This window comes from Streptomyces sp. GESEQ-35 (genome assembly GCF_017948485.1).
Classification (GTDB): domain Bacteria; phylum Actinomycetota; class Actinomycetes; order Streptomycetales; family Streptomycetaceae; genus Streptomyces.
In genome coordinates, this window is the sequence record NZ_JAFFSX010000008.1 from 300,190 (window position 1) to 321,078 (window position 20,889).

Annotated in this window: 17 protein-coding genes; 7 read left to right on the forward strand and 10 right to left on the reverse strand. The window is 71.3% G+C overall.

Translation table 11 applies throughout. The features are described from left to right. The 6 genes from KCH87_RS18570 to KCH87_RS18595 are packed head-to-tail and all read right to left on the reverse strand — an operon-like array spanning position 1 to position 6,817. Positions 1-1,104 (reverse strand): XdhC family protein, encoded by a 1,104-nt coding sequence (locus KCH87_RS18570; RefSeq protein ID WP_210587241.1) that lies wholly within the window; start codon positions 1,102-1,104, stop codon positions 1-3. Continuing rightward, complete coding sequence (locus KCH87_RS18575; protein ID WP_210587242.1) at positions 1,097-2,236, reverse strand: VWA domain-containing protein; 1,140 nt, start codon at positions 2,234-2,236, stop codon at positions 1,097-1,099. The genes KCH87_RS18570 and KCH87_RS18575 overlap by 8 nt, the downstream gene beginning before the upstream one ends. Next, positions 2,233-3,117 (reverse strand): MoxR family ATPase, encoded by an 885-nt coding sequence (locus KCH87_RS18580; RefSeq protein ID WP_308298861.1) that lies wholly within the window; start codon positions 3,115-3,117, stop codon positions 2,233-2,235. The genes KCH87_RS18575 and KCH87_RS18580 overlap by 4 nt, the downstream gene beginning before the upstream one ends. A 6-nt stretch (positions 3,118-3,123) precedes the next feature. Further along, entirely contained in the window at positions 3,124-3,978 is an 855-nt protein-coding gene (locus KCH87_RS18585; protein ID WP_210587244.1) for a xanthine dehydrogenase family protein subunit M, read from the reverse strand. After that, positions 3,975-6,350 carry a xanthine dehydrogenase family protein molybdopterin-binding subunit gene (locus tag KCH87_RS18590; protein WP_247196386.1) on the reverse strand — a complete coding sequence of 792 codons (2,376 nt, stop codon included), beginning with the start codon at positions 6,348-6,350 and terminating at the stop codon, positions 3,975-3,977. Before KCH87_RS18590 ends, KCH87_RS18585 begins: the two co-directional genes overlap by 4 nt. Continuing rightward, positions 6,347-6,817 carry a (2Fe-2S)-binding protein gene (locus tag KCH87_RS18595; protein WP_210587245.1) on the reverse strand — a complete coding sequence of 157 codons (471 nt, stop codon included), beginning with the start codon at positions 6,815-6,817 and terminating at the stop codon, positions 6,347-6,349. Before KCH87_RS18595 ends, KCH87_RS18590 begins: the two co-directional genes overlap by 4 nt. Before the next feature lie 265 nt (positions 6,818-7,082). Here KCH87_RS18595 and KCH87_RS18600 point away from each other — a divergent pair, with 265 nt between their 5' ends. The 4 genes from KCH87_RS18600 (at position 7,083) to KCH87_RS18615 (ending at position 12,361) form a co-directional block, all read left to right on the forward strand. After that, the gene (locus tag KCH87_RS18600) at positions 7,083-9,056 is read left to right on the forward strand and encodes a translation factor GTPase family protein (protein ID WP_210587246.1); all 1,974 of its coding nucleotides are present in this window, start codon (positions 7,083-7,085) and stop codon (positions 9,054-9,056) included. Between the two features lie 74 nt (positions 9,057-9,130). After that, on the forward strand, positions 9,131-10,993 hold the full coding sequence (locus tag KCH87_RS18605) for a cellulase family glycosylhydrolase (protein ID WP_210587247.1): 1,863 nt from the start codon (positions 9,131-9,133) through the stop codon (positions 10,991-10,993). A 161-nt stretch (positions 10,994-11,154) separates the two neighbouring features. Continuing rightward, the gene (locus KCH87_RS18610) at positions 11,155-11,520 is read left to right on the forward strand and encodes a hypothetical protein (RefSeq protein ID WP_374199007.1); all 366 of its coding nucleotides are present in this window, start codon (positions 11,155-11,157) and stop codon (positions 11,518-11,520) included. A 145-nt stretch (positions 11,521-11,665) separates the two neighbouring features. Beyond that, on the forward strand, positions 11,666-12,361 hold the full coding sequence (locus KCH87_RS18615; protein ID WP_210587249.1) for a TetR/AcrR family transcriptional regulator: 696 nt from the start codon (positions 11,666-11,668) through the stop codon (positions 12,359-12,361). Positions 12,362-12,416: 55 nt separating this feature from the next. On the opposite strand, the gene KCH87_RS18620 is transcribed toward KCH87_RS18615, so the two are convergent. Continuing rightward, positions 12,417-13,646, reverse strand: coding sequence for a glycosyltransferase (locus KCH87_RS18620; RefSeq protein ID WP_210587308.1), 1,230 nt, complete (start codon positions 13,644-13,646; stop codon positions 12,417-12,419). 166 nt (positions 13,647-13,812) lie between these two features. On the opposite strand from KCH87_RS18620, the gene KCH87_RS18625 reads away from it, so the two are divergent. Further along, positions 13,813-15,759, forward strand: a complete 1,947-nt coding sequence (locus KCH87_RS18625) for a ricin-type beta-trefoil lectin domain protein (RefSeq protein WP_210587250.1) — start codon at positions 13,813-13,815, stop codon at positions 15,757-15,759. 339 nt (positions 15,760-16,098) lie between these two features. Here KCH87_RS18625 and KCH87_RS18630 read toward each other — a convergent pair whose 3' ends face one another. Continuing rightward, positions 16,099-16,452: a nuclear transport factor 2 family protein gene (locus KCH87_RS18630; protein WP_210587251.1), complete on the reverse strand. Its 354-nt coding sequence runs from the start codon at positions 16,450-16,452 to the stop codon at positions 16,099-16,101. Positions 16,453-16,644: 192 nt separating this feature from the next. On the opposite strand from KCH87_RS18630, the gene KCH87_RS18635 reads away from it, so the two are divergent. Continuing rightward, positions 16,645-18,105 carry an aldehyde dehydrogenase family protein gene (locus tag KCH87_RS18635; RefSeq protein WP_210587252.1) on the forward strand — a complete coding sequence of 487 codons (1,461 nt, stop codon included), beginning with the start codon at positions 16,645-16,647 and terminating at the stop codon, positions 18,103-18,105. A gap of 8 nt (positions 18,106-18,113) precedes the next feature. Here the strand turns inward: KCH87_RS18635 and KCH87_RS18640 are convergent, their stop codons facing one another. Together KCH87_RS18640 and KCH87_RS18645 are read right to left on the reverse strand one after the other, a co-directional pair. After that, positions 18,114-19,868: an ABC transporter ATP-binding protein gene (locus KCH87_RS18640; protein ID WP_210587253.1), complete on the reverse strand. Its 1,755-nt coding sequence runs from the start codon at positions 19,866-19,868 to the stop codon at positions 18,114-18,116. 91 nt (positions 19,869-19,959) lie between these two features. Then, positions 19,960-20,535 carry a rhodanese-like domain-containing protein gene (locus KCH87_RS18645; protein WP_210587254.1) on the reverse strand — a complete coding sequence of 192 codons (576 nt, stop codon included), beginning with the start codon at positions 20,533-20,535 and terminating at the stop codon, positions 19,960-19,962. Between the two features lie 63 nt (positions 20,536-20,598). Between KCH87_RS18645 and KCH87_RS18650 the strand changes: the two genes are divergently transcribed. Then, positions 20,599-20,886 (forward strand): metal-sensitive transcriptional regulator, encoded by a 288-nt coding sequence (locus tag KCH87_RS18650; protein ID WP_210587309.1) that lies wholly within the window; start codon positions 20,599-20,601, stop codon positions 20,884-20,886. Positions 20,887-20,889: the final 3 nt, after the last annotated feature.

A 20,889-nucleotide genomic window follows, 5' to 3' on the forward strand; every position in this document is an offset into this window, starting at 1 on the left:
TCAGGCTCCCTGTGGATGGATGGCTCCGGCGGTCGCCGCCAGCGGGGCCCCCGTCCCGCCCCACCGCAGTGCGACGATCTCGGCGGCGACGGAGACGGCGACCTCCTCGGGCGTACGGGCGCCCAGGTCGAGCCCGACCGGCGAGCGCAGCCGGGACAGCTCGCGCTCGGTGAGTCCGGCCTCCGTGAGCCGTTTCGTCCGGTCGTCGTGCGTACGGCGGCTGCCCATCGCCCCGATGTACGCGGCCGGCCGGCGCAGCGCCTCCTGGAGCAGCGGCACGTCGAACTTCAGGTCGTGGGTGAGCACGCAGATCACCGTGCGTTCGTCGGTGTCGGTGGAGCGCAGATAGCGGTGCGGCCAGTCCACGATCACCTCCACACCCGCCGGGAAGCGCTTCGGCGTGGCGAAGACCGGGCGGGCGTCGCAGACGGTGACCCGGTAGCCGAGGAAGTCGCCGATGCGGGCGACCGCGGCCGCGTAGTCGATGGCGCCGAAGACCAGCATCCTCGGCGGTGGGGCGAAGGAGTGCAGGAACACCGTGACGGCGTCCTCGCGCCGCTCGCCGTGCGGGCCGTAGTGGCGCAACCCCGTTGCGCCGAGGGCGAGTTCGCCGCGGGCGTCGGCGGTGACGGCCACGTCCAGGCCCTCCGTGCCGAGCGTGCCGGACACCGTGTCGGGCCAGACGGCGAGCGTGGCCCCGCGCAGCGCGGGCCCGTCGGTCACCGTGGCGACGGTCACCGGCCGGTGCGCGGCGACCGACTCGGCGACCGCGCCGAAGGACGGGTCCACGGCGGCCGTCACGGGACGCACGAGCAGAGTGATCTCGCCGCCGCAGGTCAGCCCGACCGCGAACGCGTCCTCGTCGCTGTACCCGAAGGTCTCCAGCCGGGCTTCTCCGCTCGCCACCACCTCCTGGGCCAGCTCGAAGACGGCTCCTTCCACGCAGCCGCCGGACACACTGCCCAGGACCTCGTCGTCCGGGCCCACGGCCATGGCCGCTCCGGGGTCGCGCGGTGCGCTGCGGCTGACCGCGACGACGGTGGCGAGCCCGAAGGGTTCACCGGCCGTGTACCAGCGGCTCAGCGCCGGGAGGATCTCACGCATCGTCCACTCCTTCACCAGACCCCGTGGGTGCTCCGCGCACCACTGCCGCCAGCCGCTCCAGGGCGGCCACGCTGTGCCCCTCGACGAACGCGTCCACGCTCGGCAGCGCCGCCGCCATCCCGGCCGCCAGCGGCGCGTAACCGGGGCGCGCCTTGCGGGGGTTGGCCCAGATCACCCGGTGGGCCAGCCGGTGCAGCCGGCGCATCTGGTCGGCGAGCAGCTCCGGGTCGCCGCGCTCCCAGCCGTCCGAGAGCAGGACCACCACCGCGCCCCGCGCCGACCCGCGTTGTCCCCAGCGGTTCAGGAACTCCCGCAGCAGCTCGCCCAGTCGGGTGCCGCCGCGCCAGTCCGGCACGGCCGCCGCGAGCGCGGTCATCGCCAAGTCCGGGTCGCGGTGCGACAGTTCGCGGGTGACCCGGGTCAGCCGGGTGCCGATCGTGAACACTTCCGTGCGGGTTCCGCGGGCGGCGGCGTGGGCGAAGCGCAGCAGCGCGTCGGCGTACGGGGCCATGGAACCGCTGACGTCCACCAGCAGCACGACCCGTCGCGGCCGCTCGGCCCGCGCATGCCGACGCAGCCGTGCGGGCTCCCCGCCTCGCCGCAGCAGCTCCCGTACCGTCCGGTGCGGATCGACCTCCCCGCGTCTGGCCGGCCGCCGGCGCGCGGTTCGCCGGGCCTGCCCGCGCAGCGCGAACGCGGCCAGCAGCCGGCGCACCTGTTCGCGCTCGACGGCGTCCAACTCGGCGACGTCGCGGTGCCGGAGCACCTCGGCGGGGCTGGCCAGCGTGGCGGCGGGCGGTCCCTGCTGACCGGCCTCGTGGCGGCCACCGGCGGGCGCGTCCCGTACGACCAGGCGCAGCCGGGGCGGGGGAGTGGCCCGTACCGTCTCCGTGGTGAGCGGGCCGGAGCCGAAGTACGCGGCGAACACCCGCTCGTAGCGCTCCAGGTCGTCCCGGCCCCCGCACAGCGTCAGCCGCCCCGCCCAGTACACGTCCGCCCGCATCCCGGGCCGCAGTACGTCCACCGACCGCAGGAACGCGTGCAGCCGTTCCGTGCTCGCGTCGACGCCGGCCGCGCGCAGCGCACGGGCGAAGCCGAGGAGGGCGGCGTCCGCGGCGAGCACGGTGCTCACGCCCCTCGTACGGCGAGCACCGCCGCCAGGTCCAGCCCCCGCGCCCGCTCGGCGTCCTCCCGGTACTTCAGCACCGATCCCAGTGTGGCCACCGCCAGCTCCGCGTCCACCTCGGTCGCGCCGAGCGCGTCCAGGGCCTGCGCCCAGTCGATCGTCTCTGCCACGCCGGGCGGTTTGATCAGGTCCTCGCCGCGCAGCGCCTGCACCAGTGCGGTCACCTGCTCGGCCAGACGCGCCGACACCTCTGGCAACCGCCGTCGTACGATGGCCAGTTCGCGGGCGAAGCCGGGGTGGTCGAACCAGTGGTAGAGGCAGCGCCGCTTGAGTGCGTCGTGCACCTCGCGGGTGCGGTTGGAGGTGAGTACGACGACCGGCGGCCGCTCGGCGCGCAGCGTGCCCAGCTCGGGAATCGTGACCGAGAACTCGGACAGCAACTCCAGCAGAAACGCCTCGAACTCGTCGTCCGCGCGGTCGATCTCGTCGACCAGCAGCACCGACGGATGGGTTTCCAGGGCGTGCAGCAGCGGCCGGGCGATCAGGAACCGCCGGTCGTACAGTTCGCCCTCCAGGCGGTCGGCGTCGGTGACCCCTGCCGCCTCCGCCGCCCGCAGGTGAAGCAGCTGGCGTGGGAAGTCCCAGTCGTACAGGGCCTGGGAGGCGTCGATGCCCTCGTGGCACTGCAACCGGATCAGCGGGGCGTCGAGCGCTTCGGCGAGGGCGGACGCGAGCGCGGTCTTGCCGACGCCCGCGTCTCCCTCGCAGAAGAGCGGCCGGTGCAGGCGCAGCGCCAGGAAGCAGGCGACGGCCAGTCCCTCGTCGACGAGGTATCCCGTCTCCTCCAGCCGGGCCCGCACCTGCGCCGGGCCGTCGATGTGCGTGATCGGCCCTCACCCCATTCCGGCGGCGGCCAGCACGGCCCGCCTGGTGAGCACGCGCGCGAGATGTGCCCGGTACTCCGGCGAGGCGGACGTGTCCTGCGACGGCTGGGTGCCCTCCGCCGCCGACCGGGCGGCCCCTGCCACGGCCTGTGGGTCACCCGCGCCCGGCAGGGCGTGCTCGGTCGCGGACGCGCGCAGCGGCGTCGAGCCCATGTTGGTCAGGCCCACGCGCGCCTCGGCGATCCGGCCGTTGTCGCGGCGCACCAGCGCGGCCACGCCGACGATCGCATAGGCCTGCGCCGACTGGTGGAACTTCTCGTAGTGGAAGCCCCAGCCGTCCGCCTTCGGCAGCCGCACCTCGACCAGGAGCTCGTCCGGTTCCAGCGCGGACTGGAGGTAGTCGACGAAGAACTCGCGCGCCGGGACCGTCCGCCGGCCGCGCGGCCCCTGCGCCACCAGCTCGCCGTCCAGCGCCAGCACCACGGCGGGCAGATCCGCGGCCGGATCGGCGTGCGCGAGCGAGCCGCCGAGGGTTCCCCGGTGCCGTACGGCGGGATCCGCGACCGTGGCGGTGGCGGCCGCCAGCAGTCCCGCGTGCCGACGGACCAGCGGGTCCCCGATGACGTCGTGGTGGGTGGTCATCGCGCCGATGACGAGCGTGTCCCCGTCCTCGCGCACCCCGCGCAGCTCGGGGATGCGGCCGACATCGACGACCAGGTCGGGGAAGGCCAGCCTGAGCCGCATCAGCGGCAGCAGGCTCTGTCCGCCGGCCAGCACCTTCGCGTCCTCGCCGGCGTCGGCGAGCGCGCGCACCGCCTCGTCGACGCTGCTCGGCCGGGCGTAGTCGAATGCCGGGGGAATCATCGCGCCGCCTCCTCGATCGCTGCCCACACCCGCTGCGGGGAGCAGGGCATCCGCACGTCGCCCACGCCCAGCGGGCGCAGCGCGTCCACGACCGCGTTGACCACGGCCGGCGTCGAGGCGATGGTCCCCGCCTCGCCGACTCCCTTGACCCCCAGGGGATTCTGCGTCGAGGGCGTCTCCGTGCGGTCCGTCACGAAGTCGGGCAGGTCCGCCGCCGACGGCACCAGGTAGTCGGCCATCGTGCCGGAGACCAGGTTGCCCTCGTCGTCGTACACCGCCTCCTCGAACAGCGCCTGCGCGATGCCCTGCGCGATGCCTCCGTGCACCTGGCCCTCGACGATCATCGGGTTGACGACCTTGCCGACGTCGTCGACACAGACGTACGAGCGGATCCGCGTCTGCCCGGTCTCCGTGTCGACCTCGACCGCGCACAGGTGGGTGCCGTGCGGGTAGGAGAAGTTCTCCGGGTCGACGAGGTGCTCGGCGTTGATGGTGGGCTCCATGCCGTCGGGCAGGTCGTGCGAGGAGAACGTCTCGAAGGCGACCTCCTGGATGGTCTTGCGCGCCTCGGGCGAGCCCTTCACCGAGAAGACGCCGTTCGTGAACTCCAGGTCGTTCTCACTGGCTTCGAGCAGATGCGCGGCGACCTTCCGGGCCTTGGCCACCACTTTCTCGGCCGCGTGGTGCACGGCGATCCCGCCGACGACCAGCGACCGCGACCCGTAGGTGTCCATGCCCTGCGGGACGGCCCTGGTGTCGCCGTGCACGACCTCGACGTCCTCGAACGGCACGCCCAGCGCATCGGCGGCGATCTGGCTCCAGCAGGTCACATGCCCCTGCCCGTGCGGGCTGGTGCCGGTGACGACCTCGACCTTGCCGGTCGGCAGCATACGGATGGTGGCCGCCTCCCAGCCGCCGGCCGCGTACCTGAGGTCCCTGAGCACCCGGCTCGGCGCGAGCCCGCACATCTCGGTGTACGTCGACACGCCGATGCCGAGCCGTACGGTGTCGCCGCGCTCGTTGCGGTCCGCCTGCTCGGCGCGCAGCTTGTCGTAGCCGAAGAGCCCGAGCGCCTTCTCGGTCGCGGCCTCGTAGTTGCCGCTGTCGTACGTCAGTCCCGCCACGGAGGTGTACGGGAAGTCCTCGTGCCGGATCCAGTTGCGGCGCCGCAACTCCAGGGGATCGAGGCCGAGTTCGGTGGCCAGATCGTCCATGATCCGTTCGATGGCGAACGTCGCCTCGGGTCGGCCGGCGCCCCGGTAGGCGTCGGTGGGCGTGCGGGTGGTGAAGACGCCGGTACAGGTGAAGTCGTAGGCGTCCATCTTGTAGATACCCGGGTACATGAACGCACCCAGCAGCGGAACGCCCGGGGTGACGATCATCAGGTAGGCGCCCATGTCGGCCAGCAGGTCGACCTTGAGGCCGAGCAGCTTGCCGTCGCGGGTGGCGGCGATCTCGATGTCCTGGATCTGGCCGCGGCCGTGGTGGGTGGCCAGGTAGTTCTCGGAGCGGGACTCGGTCCACTTCACCGGGCGGCCCAGCTTGCGGGCCACGACAAGCGCGAGCGCCTCCTCGCCGGTCACCTGGAGCTTGGACCCGAAGCCGCCGCCCACGTCGGGGGCGATCACCCGCAGCTTCTGCTCGGGGATGCCGGTGACCATGGCCAGCAGCAGCCGCGCGATGTGCGGGACCTGCGTGGAGGAGTACATCGTGTACTCGCCGGAGGCCGCGAGCGGGGTGACGACCACCGCGCGGGGCTCCATCGCGTTGGGGATCAGGCGTTGCTGCGTGTACCGCCGCTTCAGCACGACGTCGGCGCGCTCGCGTACCGCGTCGAAGCTCTCGCCGGTGGCGAGCGGCCAGACGTAGCAGCGGTTGGTGCCCTTGTCGGAGTGGACCAGCGGGGCGCCCTCGGCGAGCGCGTCCTCCAGGTCGAGCACGGGCGGCAGCGGCGTGTAGTCGACCTCGATCGATTCCAGCGCGTCCGCCGCCGTGTACCGGTCCCGCGCCACGACGACCGCGATGGGGTCGCCGGCGTGGCGCACCTCGTCGACCGCCACGGCCGGGTGGTCCGGCATGACGATGTCCTCGGTGACCGGCCAGACGCACGGCATCGAGCCCATGCCGTCGGCGAGGTCGCGCCCGGTGAACGCGGCGACGACCCCCGGTCGGTCGAGGGCGGCGGAGACGTCGACGCGGTCCAGGCGGGCGTGCGCCATGGGGCTGCGCAGGATCGCCAGGTGGAGCAGGCCGCTGACCTGGATGTTGTCGGTCCAGTTGGTCTGCCCCGTGATCAGGTGGGCGTCCTCCTTGCGGGGACGCGAGCGGCCGACCTCGGATTCGGTCGTCCGGTCGGTCATCTGGTCGGTCATGCCGGAACCTCCTGTCCGGAGGCGGCGAGCACCGCGCGCACGATGTTCTGGTAGCCGGTGCACCGGCAGAGGTTGCCCTCCAGGGCCTGGCGTACGTCGTCGGAGGTCGGGCTGGGGTTCTCCCGCAGCAGATCCCGGGCCGCCATGATCATGCCCGGGGTGCAGTAGCCGCACTGGAGGCCGTGCTGCTCGTGGAACGCCTTCTGGAGCCCGGTCCACTCGCCGTCCTGCGCGAGCCCCTGGACCGTGGTCACTTCGCTCCCGTCCGCCTGGACGGCCAGGACCGAGCAGCTCTTGACGCTCTCCCCGTCCAGGTCGACCGTGCAGGCCCCGCAGTTGGAGGTGTCGCAGCCGATCGGGGTGCCGGTCAGACCGAGCCGGTCGCGCAGGTAGTGGATCAGCAGCAGACGGGGTTCGACCTCGTCCTCGTACGTCGTGCCGTCCACGTTCACCGAGATGTGAGTCATGTGCCCTCCAGGCCATGCGGCGGGAGCGAGGGAAATCAGCGACGGAACGTGATGTAGGTCACTTGATGTACGTCACTCTATGACCGCGTCCTGACGGCGGCGAGTGCTGCGGCGGGCTTCGTTGACGGTTAATCCTTTGCTCCGGTGCGCCCGGCTCTGCTGCACTGCATGAGACCGCGTCGTCACACACGAGGAGCACAGATGCGCACTGCGTGCATGTCCACCCAGGAAGGAATCCCTCCGATGACCAAGGACATGACGCTCAGTGCACTTGCTCAATCTCGGCATTCTGGCGCACGTAGACGCCGGTAAGACCAGCCTCACCGAGCGGCTGCTGTACACCGCCGGAGTCGTCGACGAGATCGGCAGCGTCGACGCCGGCTCCACGCAGACCGACTCCCTCGCGCTGGAGAAGCAGCGCGGGATCACCATCAAGTCCGCCGTCGTCTCGTTCCCCCTCGACGACGTGACGGTCAACCTCATCGACACGCCCGGCCACCCGGACTTCATCGCCGAGGTCGAGCGGGTCCTCGGTGTGCTCGACGGCGCCGTGCTGGTCGTCTCGGCCGTCGAGGGCGTCCAGCCGCAGACCCGCGTCCTGATGCGTACCCTTCAGCGACTGCGCATCCCCGCACTGATCTTCGTCAACAAGATCGACCGGCGTGGGGCGCAGGACGACGGCGTGCTCGCGGCGATCGCCCAGCGGCTCACGGTGGCGGTCGTGCCGATGGTATCGGTGACCGCACTCGGCACCCGTGACGCCCAGGTCACACCGGGGCTCGCGCCGGCCGCGATCGACGTCCTCGCCGACCACGACGACGCTCTGCTGTCCGCCTACGTCGAGGGCACGGTCTCGTACGACCGCCTCCGCACGGCCCTTGCCGACCAGACCCGGCAGGCCCTCGTGCACCCCGTGTACTTCGGGTCCGCCATCACGGGCGCGGGCGTGGACTCGCTCGTCGCCGGCATCAAGGAGCTGCTGCCCGCCGCCGAAGGTGATCCGGACGGACCGGCCTCGGGCACCGTGTTCAAGGTCGAGCGCGGCCCGGCGGGGGAGAAGGTCGCCTACGCGCGGCTCTTCTCCGGGACGCTCCGCGTCCGCGACCGGATCCACTTCGGGGACGACGGCAAGGAAGAGGGCAAGATCACCGCGATCAGCGTCTTCGGAGAGGGCGCGGACGCCCGTGACGATGCGGTCCCGGCGGGCCGGATCGCCAAGCTCTGGGGGCTCGACGCCGTCCGGATCGGCGATGCGATCGGGGCGCCGCGCAAGGCGTACGAGCACTTCTTCGCGCCGCCCACCCTCGAAACGGTCGTCGTCCCGGGCGCGGGCGCGGACAGACGGTCCCTGCACCTCGCCCTCACCCAACTCGCCGAACAGGACCCGCTGATCGGCCTCCGGCACGACGAGATCCGGCAGGAGATCTCCGTGTCCCTCTACGGCGAGGTCCAGAAGGAGGTCATCCAGGCCACCCTCGCCGACGACTTCGGCCTGGACGTCACCTTCCGGGAGACGTCGACGATCTGCATCGAGCGACCCGTGGGGACAGGCGCGGCGGTCGAGTTCAACAAGAAGGACGCCAACCCGTTCCTCGCGACGGTCGGCCTGCGCGTCGACCAGGCACCGACCGGTTCGGGCGTCGGTTTCCGGCTGGAGGTGGAGCTCGGCTCCATGCCGTACGCCTTCTTCAAGGCCGTCGAGGACACCGTGCGCGAGACCCTCGGACAGGGCCTGAGCGGCTGGCAGGTCACCGACTGCACGGTCACCATGACCCACTGCGGCTACTCGCCCCGGCAGAGCCACGCCCACCAGGGCTTCGACAAGAGCATGTCCAGCACCGGCGCCGACTTCCGGGGCGTGACGCCGCTGGTCCTGATCGAGGCGCTGCGCCGGGCGGGCAGCCAGGTGTACGAGCCCATGCACCGCTTCCGCATCGAGGCGCCGGTGGACACCCTCGGGGCGCTGCTCCCGGTGCTGGCCGCGCTGCGTGCCGTACCGCAGACCACCGGGACCCGGGGCGGCACCTGCGTGCTGGAGGGTGCGGTTCCGGCGGGGCGGGTGCACGAGCTGGAGCAGCGGCTGCCGGGGCTCACCCGGGGCGAGGGCCAGTTGGAGAGCGTCTTCGACCACTACGCGCCGGTCGCCCGTGGCACGGTCCGGCGGCGGTCGCGCACCGACCACAACCCGCTCAACCGCAAGGAGTATCTGTTGAACGTGACGCGCAGAGTGGGCGGTTGAGCTGGCCGAGACGTAACTTACTCCAGAGTCAGGGGGTGTTGACGGTGTCGTGAAATCACCGGACTGTAGTGAACATGCCGAATAAGCGTGCGCGTGTGCTCGTTGTTCTGGTTCTCCTGTGTGGGTTCCTGTCGGTTGCGGGCGCCCGCCCCGCCACCGCCGCCACCGCCCTCCCCGACTCCCTCTGGTTCGACGATTCCCCACTCACCGTGCAGAACGGCCGTTTCACCGACGGCTACGGTCGTGAGGTCGTGCTGCGTGGCTACAACGTCTCCGGCGAGACCAAGCTGAAGGAGAACAACGGCCTGCCCTTCGCCTCGGTCGCCGACGCCAAGAAGTCCGCGACCGCGCTGAGAGCGCTCGGCGGCGGCAACTCGGTCCGCTTCCTGCTGTCCTGGGCGTACGCGGAGCCCGTGCGCGGCCAGGTGAACAGCGCCTACCTGGCCGCCGCCACGGCCCAGATCGGTGCGTTCCTCGACGCCGGGATCCGCGTGTACCCGGATTTCCACCAGGACCTCTACTCCCGCTGGCTCTTCGACTCGGACAGCTGGTACACCGGCGACGGCGCCCCCAAGTGGGCCGTGGACCTCGGTGACTACCCGGACGAGTACTGCGGGATCTGCCCCTTCTGGGGCCAGAACATCACCTCGAACGCAGCCGTGACGGAGTCGACGTACGACTTCTGGCACAACACGTACGGCCTACAGGACTCGTTCCTCGACACCGCCCAGAAGACGATGGCGTACCTCAAGCAGAACCTGAGCGCCGCCCGGTTCGCGGGCGTCGTCGGCTTCGACCCGTACAACGAACCCCATGCGGGCGTCTACGACTCGGGCCAGACCAGCCGGGCCTGGGAGAAGGACGTCCTGTGGCCCTTCTACGTGAAGTTCCGGGCGCGGATGGACGCGGCCGGCTGGCAGGACAAGCCCGCGTTCGTCGAACCGAACCTGTTCTGGAACGCCAACATCGACTTCCAGAAGCAGGAGGGCGGCCTGCTCGACAGCGGCACGCTGGGGCCGCGCTTCGTCTTCAACACCCACTTCTACGACCAGAAGGCGATCTCCGGCGTCTTCATGTGGGGCAAGGCGGAGGACGGCCAGTACGCGGGTGACTTCGGTACGGTGCGTGACCGGGCCTCCGCCGCGGGGACGCCCGCGATCGTCAGCGAGTTCGGCCACCCGCTGACCGGTACCGTCTCCGACAAGGCCCCCACGGTCCTCAAGGCGATGTACCAGGCCCTCGACTCCCGGGTACCGGGGGCGAGTTGGTGGACGAACCCGACCGGCTCCGGTCCGGTCCTGTCCGGCAGCCAGTGGCAGTGGGACATCTACAACGGCCGCCACCACGAGCTGATGAACGACAACCCCGACAAGGTGCAGACCGAGGGCGACGCCTGGAACGGCGAGGACCTGTCCGCCGTCCGCCTCGACGACTCCGGTACGGCCGTCCTGCGCCAGGACGCACGGCTGCTCGACCGTGTCTACCCGAGCGCCACCTCCGGCACGACCGTCGCCTTCACCTACGAGGACCGCTCCCGCGACGGCTCCACCACCCTCACCTGGAACCCCGTCCCGAGCTCGCTGCCGGGCGTCGCGCAGCTGGTGGGCTCGGGGCAGTACAGCCTGTTGCTGTGGCGCTCGGGCAGCGGCTCGGCACCCACCGAACTGCACCTCCCGGCGTCCTTCCCGACCTCGACGACCACTGTCGTGTCCGACCTGGGCACGGCGTACGCCCCGCCGTCGTACACGACCACGACCCCGATCGCCGCGGCCCCCGAACCCGGCGGCACCGGCAGCCGCCGCCTGCTGCTCACCGACTCGGACTCAGGTGCCCTGCACTACGCATTGGTGACCAACCGGGCCACCTCGCCCTCCGCGTCCCTCCTGAGCGCCGCCAAGTCCGAGCTGTCGGCCTGGGCGGCGCGGCAGGGCGCTTGACCCTGGCGACCGAGGACGGAGCGGGGCAGGCGCTCAAGGCCGTGCAACGCGTGGCAGGGTGAGCCAGCGGGGGCGAACATCGGCATGGCTGGGCGGAGGGCATGGGAAGGAGTCGTAGGATCGCCCACCGCTGACGGGCACATCTCATGGGGGAGACGACGTTGCAGCGACCCGACGACCGGCGGGCAGCCGTTCCGCGCTTCGCGACCGAGCTCGTCGCCTGGGTGGCCACGCCTTGGGCGCTGGCCGGGTACTCCTGGCCTCTCGCGGTGCTGTCCGTGGTGGTGCTGATCGGGCTGCCGACCGTCTTCACCACACCGGGGGACAAGGCCCACGGGCTCGTGCCGGTTCCCGGGCCGGTCACGATCCTTCTGGTGCTGCTCCAACTGGTCGCCGCCGTTGTCTCCGCATGGCTGGCCTGGCCGGTGTGGGCGGCGATCGCGGTGTCCCTGCTGGCCGCCACCACTCTGGTCACGGAACGCCCGCGATGGCGGTGGCTGGCGTCCGGGCACCGCACCACCGCCTGAAGCCATGTCAAGGTGGAGCGCCGAATCTGAACACAACCGCTTTCAGAGTGGATTTGCTGAAAAGTAGGGAGCGGGTGTCCTTTCCGACAACACCGCGTGCACGACAAGATTGGCTGTCGGGTGGACGAGGGAACGGGAGGGGACCGTGGCGGGCAGGCTCAGGGCGCCGACCGGCCGGTACGGGGGCAAGACCGCCGAGGAGCGGCAGGCCGAGCGCCGCCGCCGCTTCCTGGACGCCGCGCTACAGCTGTTCGGCGACACGCCCGGCTACCGGGCCACGACCGTCGCCGCGCTCAGCGAGACCGCCGGGCTCTCGACCCGCCAGTTCTACGAGGAGTTCCGCACCATCGAGGACGTGCTGGCCGCCCTCCACCTCCAGGTCAACGACTGGGCCGAGGAGGCCGTGCTGGCCGCGGTGGCCGAGGCGGACGCCCTGCCGCTCGCCGAACGAGTCGCCGCGATCTTCCGCGCCTACGCCGCCAACGTCACCGCCGATGCGCGCCGCATCCGCATCACCTTCGTCGAGATCATCGGCGTCAGCCCGCGCCTGGAACACCAGCGGCTGGCCCGCCGTGCCCGCTGGGTGGACCTGATCTGTGCCGAGGCGCAGGCGGCCGTCGCCCGGGGTGAGGCGGCGCCCCGCGACTACCGGATCGCCGCCACGGCATTCATCGGCAGCGTCAACGGTCTGCTCCACGACTGGAGCGCCGGGTGGGTGGACGCCACGCTGGAGGAGGCGGTGGACGAGCTGGTCCGGCAGCTGCTGGGGATTCTGCGGCCGGCGGGGTGGGAGCCGGCGGTGACCGACGGGGGAGGGCAGGCCGGTCGGCAGCGGAACTGATCCGGTCGGCAGTGGAGTTGAGCCGGTCGGCGCCGGAATTGTTGCGCCCCGCCCTTCAGCCGCCCAGCCGGTTCACCGCAGCCAGGACGGGTGCGACCCCGTCCTCCCCGCGGATCCGGACCCCCAACGCCCGCGCCCGCTCCCTGTACCCGGGATCCTGTGTCACCCGTACCAGTGCCGAGGCCAGCGCGTCGACGCTCAGGCGGCGCAGGGGGACGGCCCGCGGCGCCACCCCCAGGGTCACCAGCCGTGCCGCCCAGAACGCCTCGTCGAACTGGATGGGCACCGGCACGGCGGGCACCCCGGCGCGCAGCCCGGCGGCGGTGGTGCCCGCGCCCGTGTGATGAACGACGGCGGCCATGTGCGGAAAGAGCGCGGAGTGCGGCACCTCGTCGATGGTCAGCATGTCGTCGCCGGCGGCCCCGAGTCCGCCCCAGCCGCGCTGGATCACCCCGCGCAGTCCGGCCCGGCGCAGCGCGCGCACGATGTCAGCGCTGAGCTGTTCGGGATCGGGCACGGTCGCACTGCCCAGGCCGACGAAGACAGGTGGCTCGCCCGCGTCCAGGAAGTCCCGTAGCTGCGGCGGGAGTTGGGCCACCCGGTCGTACGGCCACCAGTAACCCGCCACATCCAGCCCCGTACGCCAGTCGCGCGGCCGGCCGACCACCAGCGGGCTGAACCCGTGCTGCACCGGCCACCCCTGCCGCTCCCGGCGCCGCAGCCCCGCCGTGGCGCGGGCGCGCGGCAGCCCCAGCCGGGCCCGCACCTCCGGGACGGTCGAGGCGAAGACATGTTCCACGGCCAGACTCACGCCGTGCCCGGCGATCCGGTTGCCGACCGCACTCCATGAACCGCCGCCGAGCACGGCAGGCGCGAACTCCCGGGTGGCGGCGACAGGTTGGAGGTAGACGCCCATGCTCGGCAGCGACAGACCCTCCGCGACGGTGTGCCCGAGCGGCGCCAACGAGCTGGACAGCAGCAGCACATCGCTCGCCCGAGCGGCCGCCACGAGCTCGTCCGTCATCCGCCCGACCAGCGCCCGCGCCATGGCGACGACCCGCGCGAGCTTGCCGACGCCGGTCGCGCTGCGATGCAGCCCCCGCCCGCGCGAGGACTCCAACTCCGCCCGGGGATCCAGCGGAAGGGGATGAAAACCGAGCCCCGCCCCCGCCACCAGCGGCTCGAAGCAGCCGTGGGTGACCAGGGTGACCTCATGCCCGACTTGCGAAAGCCCGTGCCCGAGTCCGGTGTAGGGGGCCACGTCGCCCCGCGAGCCCGCTGTCATGATCGCTACGCGCACGTCGGTCAGTGTTCCGTCGACGCGGGACCGCGCGCAATCCCCCACCCGCACGCGTCACAGCCGTTGACTTCCGTCTCCGACGGCTCTAATTTCAGCGCGCCGTCTCGTTCGGATAACCGATCCTCGTTCGATATATCGGCAAAGGAGCCGCATGTTCCGCACCTTCGTCCTGCGTACGGTCGCCTTACTGGCGGCCGTGGCGGCCGTCCTCCTCGTCGCCAACCCGAGCCCACCCTTCAAGGCGGCCCCCGCCGCCGTGGCGACCCGTCAGATACCGGTGCCCACCGCCCCGATGGGCTGGGCCTCCTGGAACAGCTTCGCCGCGGTGATCGACTACAACGTGATCAAGCAGCAGGTCGACGCGTTCGTCGCGTCCGGTCTGCCGGAAGCCGGATACAAGTACATCAACCTCGACGAAGGCTGGTGGCAGGGCACTCGCGACAGCGCGGGCAACATCACCATCGACGAGGCCGAGTGGCCGGGCGGCATGAGCGCCATCACCGACTACATCCACAGCAAGGGCCTCAAGGCGGGTATCTACACGGACGCCGGCAAGGACGGCTGCGGCTACTACTACCCGACGGGCCGTCCCGCCGCGCCGGGTTCGGGCAGTGAGGGCCACTACGAGCAGGACATGCTCCAGTTCTCGAAGTGGGGCTTCGACTTCGTCAAGGTCGACTGGTGCGGCGGCGACGCCGAGGGGCTCGACGCGCCGTCGACGTACCGGGCCATCAGCGACGCGGTCACCAAGGCCACCGCCACCACGGGCCGTCCGCTCACGCTCTCCATCTGCAACTGGGGCAAGCAGAACCCGTGGAACTGGGCGCCGGGCATGGCCCCGATGTGGCGTACCAGCACCGACATCATCTTCTGGGGCAACAACCCGTCGATGACGAATCTGCTCTCCAACTTCGACCAGACCCTGCATCCCACCGCCCAGCACACCGGCTACTACAACGACCCCGACATGCTGATGGTCGGCATGAACGGCTTCACCGCCGCCCAGAACCGCACCCATATGAACCTGTGGGCGATCTCCGGCGCCCCGCTCCTCGCCGGCAACAACCTCGCGTCGATGACCACCGAGACCGCGAACATCCTCAAGAACCCCGAAGTCATCGCCGTGGACCAGGACCCGCGCGGACTCCAGGGCGTCGAGGTCGCCGAGGACACCACGGGAGCGCAGGTCTACGGCAAGGTTCTGTCCGGCACCGGCAACCGCGCCGTCGTCCTGCTCAACCGCACCTCCGCCGCGCGCAACATCACCGTCCGCTGGAGCGACCTCGGCCTGACGAACGCCTCCGCGACCGTCCGTGACCTGTGGGCGCGGCAGAACGTGGGGTCGTACGCCACCGGCTACACGACCAGTGTCCCCGCGGGTGGCTCGGTGATGCTCAAGGTCACCGGCGGCACGGAGGCGACGGGCAGCACGTACGCGCCCGCTTCCACGGGACGCTTCACGGGCGTGACGGCGGCGAACACGGGCGTGAAGGTCGTGGACGTCTCCTACACCAACAACACCTCCGCGACCCGCACGGCGACCCTCCAGGTCAACGGCCAGACCGCCACCACGGTCGCCTTCCCGCCGACCGGATCCGCCGCGGGCACCGTCTCCGTCCAGGTCTCCCTGGCCAAGGGCTCCGCCGGCACGCTCACCTTCACCGGCGGTCCGACGGTCGAGGGCATCGCGGTGCGGCCCCTGTCCGGGACGAACGGCTCACTCGTCGTCGGCACCCAGTCGTCCCGCTGCCTGGACATCAACAACAGCACGATCACCAACGGCACCCAGGCCGAGCTGTGGGACTGCAACGGAGGCCGCAACCAGTCCTGGACGTACACCGCGCGCAAGGAACTCGTGGTGTACGGCAACAAGTGCCTGGACGCCTACAACCTCGGCACGACCAACGGCACCAAGGTCGTGATCTGGGACTGCAACGGCCAGACGAATCAGCAGTGGAACGTGAACAGCGACGGCACGATCACGAACGTCAACGCCGGTCTCTGTCTCGACGCCTACAACGCGGGTACGGCCAACCGCACCCCGCTCGTGCTGTGGTCCTGCGGTTCGGGCGACAACCAGCAGTGGACGCTGACCTAGCGACGCCGGACCTCGCTCGGTCCCGCCGGCCATGAGGGGCGGCGGGGCCGGGATCGCCGGCGGCAGGGCGTCCTCATGCGGCGCTCGTCGCACTTCTCCGACGTGCTCGGACTCACCTGTGGCGCCTGGATCGCGTGACGTGCTCCGATGCCGGAGGGAGCGGGCGGGGGCGTGCTGCTCGCAGCACTGAGCGCAGAAGGGCGGCGGATGCCCGCAGGCCTGCTGCGGAAACCGGTAGTGGCAGCCGACGGCGGCGCGGACGAGGCCGCCCCAGCCCCGCCCGCGCCGAGAAGGTCCAGTTCAGCCGGGTCGTGACCTCGACCTTCGGGACCCTCCTGGTTACTCGTCCCATGCCTGGATCATGGTCTGTTCGACGATCTTGCCGTCGCGCAACGAGACCATCGACTCGGAGAGGACCCGGACCCCGTCCGAGTACTCGCAGGATTCGCTGAACGCGACGTCGTCGCCCTGGACGACACACCGGTCCAGCTTGTGTGCCTTGATGTCTCGGCTGTAGACGTCGGCGAGCATCTCGGCGATCTCGTCCCGGCCGTGCAGGACCTTGGGGTGGCTCGGCTGGGTGTTGCGGTCCACGATCCGCAGCTCCGCGTCGTTCGCGTAGAGCGAGAGAAGCGGCTGCTCATTGTGTCCTTCGATGGCTTGGCGCAGGGTGTTGCTGTCGAACGTGCCCATCGTTGACCTCCTTCGGAGGCCGCGGCCCGACGAGGGGCGGGCCGTGAGAGGCCTCCCCTCCGAGAGTCCTCCGACCCGCCGGGCCGGGCAAGCGCAGCCGCGGTCCGCGACCCTTGACATTGCCGCACCCGGCTCGCAGCATGCGCGATAGAGTGGATCAACTTTCACACGGCGAACACAAAGGTCGGCCGCATGCCCATCACCCGTGAACTGTTCATCGGCGGCAAGGACGTGCCCGCCGCCTCCGGTCGCACCACCGAGGACCTCAATCCCTATACGGGTGGGGTGTACGCGACGGTCGCCGCCGCAGGCCCCGAGGATGTACGCCGGGCCGTGGACGCCGCCGACGCGGCGTTCGAGGAGTGGGCTGCTCTCGCGCCCTTCGCGCGCCGGGCGATCTTCCTGAAGGCGGCCGACCTGCTGGACGCGCGGGGCGAGCAGGTCGCCGAGCTGATGGCGAACGAGGCGGGCGGCACCCGCCCCTGGGCGTACTTCAACGTGTCCCTCGCCGCGAACATGCTGCGTGAGGCGGCGGCCGCCGTGACCGCGCCGCGCGGGGAGGTGCTGAGCGCCCAGGAGCAGGGCGCGTTGGGGCTGGCGGTGCGTGAACCGCTGGGTGTGGTCGCCGCGTTCGCCCCGTGGAACGCGCCCGTCATCCTCGGTGTCAGGGCCGTCGCGGCGCCGCTCGCTGCGGGCAACACCGTGGTGGTCAAGGCGAGCGAGGACGCGCCGATCGCCTGCGGGCTGCTCATCGCCGACGTGCTGCGCGAGGCCGGACTCCCGGACGGCGTGCTGAACGTCGTCACCAACGCCCGCGAGGACGCCGCCGAGATCGCCGAGGCGCTGATCGCGGACGAGCGGGTGAGGGGAGTGAACTTCACCGGCTCCACCGGCGTGGGCCGCATCATCGGCGAGCAAGCGGCCCGTCATCTCAAGCCGGCCGTCCTGGAGTTGGGCGGCAAGAACGCGGTGATCGTGCTCGACGACGCGGACGTGGACTACGCGGTCGACGCGGCCGTGTTCAGCGTGTTCATGAACGCCGGGCAGATCTGCATGTCCGGAGACCGCATCCTCGTCCATGAGTCCCTTGCCGAGGAGTTCACCGAGCGGTTCACGGCGAAGGTGGCCTCCCTCCCGTCCGGTGACCCGGGCGACCCGCACACCGTGGTCGGCCCGTTGGTCGCCGCGTCGTCAGCGCAGCGCGTGGCCGGGCTGGTACGGGACGCCGTCGCCAAGGGGGCGAAGGTCCTCGTCGGCGGCGGCGAGCCGGAGGGGGCGGTGCACCCGGCGACCGTCCTCACGGAGGTGCCGAAGGGCGCCGACCTCTACCACGCCGAGGCCTTCGGACCGGTGTGCGTGGTCGAGTCGTTCGCCGACGACGCCACCGCGGTCACCCTCGCCAACGACACGGAGAACGGCCTGACCTGCGGCATCATCACCGAGAACGCCACCCACGGGCTGGCCGTCGCCCGCCGGATCCGTACCGGGATCGTGCACGTCAACGACCAGTCGGTGGCCGACGAGCCGCACGCCCCGTTCGGTGGTGCGAAGGCCTCGGGATACGGGCGGTTCGGCGGCCGCTGGGGCATCGAGGCCTTCTCCAACACCCGCTGGGTGACCATCGCCACCCAGCAGGCCCACTATCCCTTCTGAGCTCCGCTTCAGCCGGCCGTGGCCAGGAACTGCGTGGCCGCCAGCTCCGCGTACAGCGGGTCGGCGGCCACGAGTTCGCGGTGTGTGCCCACTGCACGCACCTGGCCCGCGTCCATGACGACTATCCGGTCGGCCATCGTCACCGTCGACAGCCGGTGGGCGACCACGAGCACCGTCGTCGTACGGGCCACATCGGCGACGGTGTCGCGCAGCGCCGCCTCGTTCACCGCGTCCAGCTGCGAGGTCGCCTCGTCCAGGAGCAGCAGTCGGGGGCGGCGCAGCAGGGCACGTGCGATGGCGACCCGTTGACGCTCGCCGCCGGACAGCTTGGTGCCGCGGTGCCCGACGAGCGTTTCGAGGCCGCTGGGCAGCTTGGCCACCAGACCGTCGAGACGGGTCGTCTTCACCACGCGCGCGAGAGCCGCGTCGTCCGCGTCCGGGTTTCCCAGCAGCAGGTTCTCCCGCATCGAGCCCGAGAGGACCGGCGCGTCCTGCTCGACGTAGCCGATGGCGGACCGCAGTTGGGTCAGCTCCCAGTCCGCGAGGTCGCGGCCGTCGAGGGTGATCACGCCGGACTCGGGATCGTAGAACCGCTCGATGAGGGAGAACACGGTGGTCTTGCCCGCGCCGGAGGGGCCGACGAACGCCGTCATGCCCTGGGCGGGCACCTCGAAGGTCACCCCGTGGTGCACGTACGGCAGGTCGTCGGCGTACCGGAAGCGGACGTCCGTGAAGGTGAGCGCGGCCGGTTCCGCGCCGGGTGACGGCAACGGGGCGGGCCGGGACGCCGGTTCGGCGGGCAGGGACAGTGCCTCCTGGATGCGGGCGAGGGCCGCGGAGCCCGTCTGGTACTGGGTGATCGCGCCGACGACCTGCTGGATCGGCGACATCAGATAGAAGACGTAGAGCAGGAACGCCACCAGCGTGCCGACGTCCACGGCGCCGGTCGCGACCCGTGCACCGCCCACCGCGAGCACGGTGATGAACGCGATCTGCATCGCGAGACCGGCCGTATTGCCCGCCGCCGCCGACCACTTGGCGGCCCGCACGCTCTGCCGCCACGACTCCTCGGCCGCGGAGTGCAGCGTCTGCTCCTCGCGGTGCTCGGCACCGGAGGCCTTCACCGTGCGCAGCGCGCCCAGGATCCGCTCCAGCGAGGCGCCCATGACGCCGACCGCGTCCTGCGCCTGCTTGCTCGCCCGGTTGATGCGCGGCACGATCACGCCGAGGATCGTGCCCGCGCCGAGGATCACGGCCATGGTCACCCCGAGAAGCACCGGATCGACCAGGCCCATCATCACGATCGTGGCGACGAGCGTGAGCCCTCCCGTGCCCAAGCCCACGAGCGAGTCGGTGGTGACCTCGCGCAGCAGCGTGGTGTCCGAGGTGATCCGGGCCATCAGATCGCCCGGCTCGCTGCGGTCCACGGCCGCGATCCGCAGCCGCAGCAGATACGACGACAGGGCGCGCCGCGCGCCGAGCACCACCGACTCGGCGGTGCGCCGCAGCACATACCCACCCAGCGCGCCCACGGCCGCGTTGGCGACCACCAGACCCGACATGGCGATCAGCGCCCCGGTGATGGTCCGGTCGTGCGAGAGGTCGTCGATCAACTCCCGTGCCACCAGTGGCAGTAGCAGTCCGGTGGCGCCCGTGACGAGCGAGAGCACGGCACCTGTCAGCAGGGCCCAGCGGTGGGGTCGAACATAACCGAGGAGCAGCCGCCACGTGGGCGTGCTGCTCTTCGTCGCGGCGATGCTCACGGCGCTCCTTGGGAGTGGCTGAGCACTCAGGCTACGTCGGCCCCCGCATGGAGACGCCAGGAGTGGGCGGCTTCGTCCATGCGCAGGGGCGTCAGCGGTCGCCGAGTGCGGCCAGGGTCGCGTCGAGGTCGGCGGGCCGCGGCCGGTTGTGCGGCAGCTTCGCCAGCAGCGCGGCCATGCCGCAGGTGTCGGTGAGCGCGGAGAAGACGAGGCCGCCCGCGATTCCGGCGGAGAGCAACAGCCCGGCGGGGTGCAGGAGTCCGAGGCCGAGTCCGGCCAGGACGAGCGTGCCCGCGGTGAGACGTACCTGGCGCTCCATGGACCAGCCGACGCGGGATCCCGGAGCCGGGCGGTCGAGCCGGTGCCCCGCTTCCGCCCAGCCCCGCGTGCCGCCGGTCAGGGTGATGGACCGTATGCCGTGCCCGGCGAGGATCTCGCACGCGCTGCGTGAGCGTGCACCGGAGGCGCAGACCAGGAGCAGATCGCCGGGGACGTTGCGGAGCGCGGGCAGGGCGTGCCGGATCCGGTCCAGGGGGATGTTGAGGGCGCCGGGCAGATGACCGGAGGCGTACTCGCCCGGTGTCCGGACGTCGACGACCGTCGCCTCGGCCAGGCGGGCAGCGGCCTGGCTCGGGTCGAGGGCCTCGGGGGTGGCGGGAGGTGTCATGCTGAACGTTCCTTTCGGAGCCAAGGAGGTAAAATACCCCTACGGGTATATGAAGGAGTGATGGTGGAGCTGCAATTCGAGGGCGACGAACTCAAGTCCGTGCTGAACCGGCTGCGCCGGGCGCAGGGCCAGATCTCCGGAGTGGTCAAGATGATCGAGGAGGGCCGCGACTGCGAGGACGTGGTCACCCAACTCGCCGCGGCCTCACGTGCCTTGGACCGGGCCGGCTTCGCGATCATCGCGACGGGGTTGCAGCAGTGTCTGACCGACCCCGAGCGGAGCCGGGGCGACGGCGAGACCACGGAGCAGATGAAGGCCCGGATGGAGAAGCTGTTCCTGTCCTTGGCGTGACCG

Excerpts from the sequence above, each read along its gene's own strand:
- KCH87_RS18570 (WP_210587241.1), bottom strand. The coding sequence starts at position 1,104 with ATGCGTGAGATCCTCCCGGCGCTGAGCCGCTGGTACACGGCCGGTGAA.
- KCH87_RS18605 (WP_210587247.1), top strand. The coding sequence starts at position 9,131 with ATGCCGAATAAGCGTGCGCGTGTGCTCGTTGTTCTGGTTCTCCTGTGT.
- KCH87_RS18635 (WP_210587252.1), top strand. The coding sequence starts at position 16,645 with ATGCCCATCACCCGTGAACTGTTCATCGGCGGCAAGGACGTGCCCGCC.
- KCH87_RS18585 (WP_210587244.1), bottom strand. The coding sequence starts at position 3,978 with ATGATTCCCCCGGCATTCGACTACGCCCGGCCGAGCAGCGTCGACGAG.
- KCH87_RS18645 (WP_210587254.1), bottom strand. The coding sequence starts at position 20,535 with ATGACACCTCCCGCCACCCCCGAGGCCCTCGACCCGAGCCAGGCCGCT.
- KCH87_RS18590 (WP_247196386.1), bottom strand. The coding sequence starts at position 6,350 with ATGACCGACCAGATGACCGACCGGACGACCGAATCCGAGGTCGGCCGC.
- KCH87_RS18620 (WP_210587308.1), bottom strand. The coding sequence starts at position 13,646 with ATGACAGCGGGCTCGCGGGGCGACGTGGCCCCCTACACCGGACTCGGG.
- KCH87_RS18630 (WP_210587251.1), bottom strand. The coding sequence starts at position 16,452 with ATGGGCACGTTCGACAGCAACACCCTGCGCCAAGCCATCGAAGGACAC.
- KCH87_RS18625 (WP_210587250.1), top strand. The coding sequence starts at position 13,813 with ATGTTCCGCACCTTCGTCCTGCGTACGGTCGCCTTACTGGCGGCCGTG.
- KCH87_RS18595 (WP_210587245.1), bottom strand. The coding sequence starts at position 6,817 with ATGACTCACATCTCGGTGAACGTGGACGGCACGACGTACGAGGACGAG.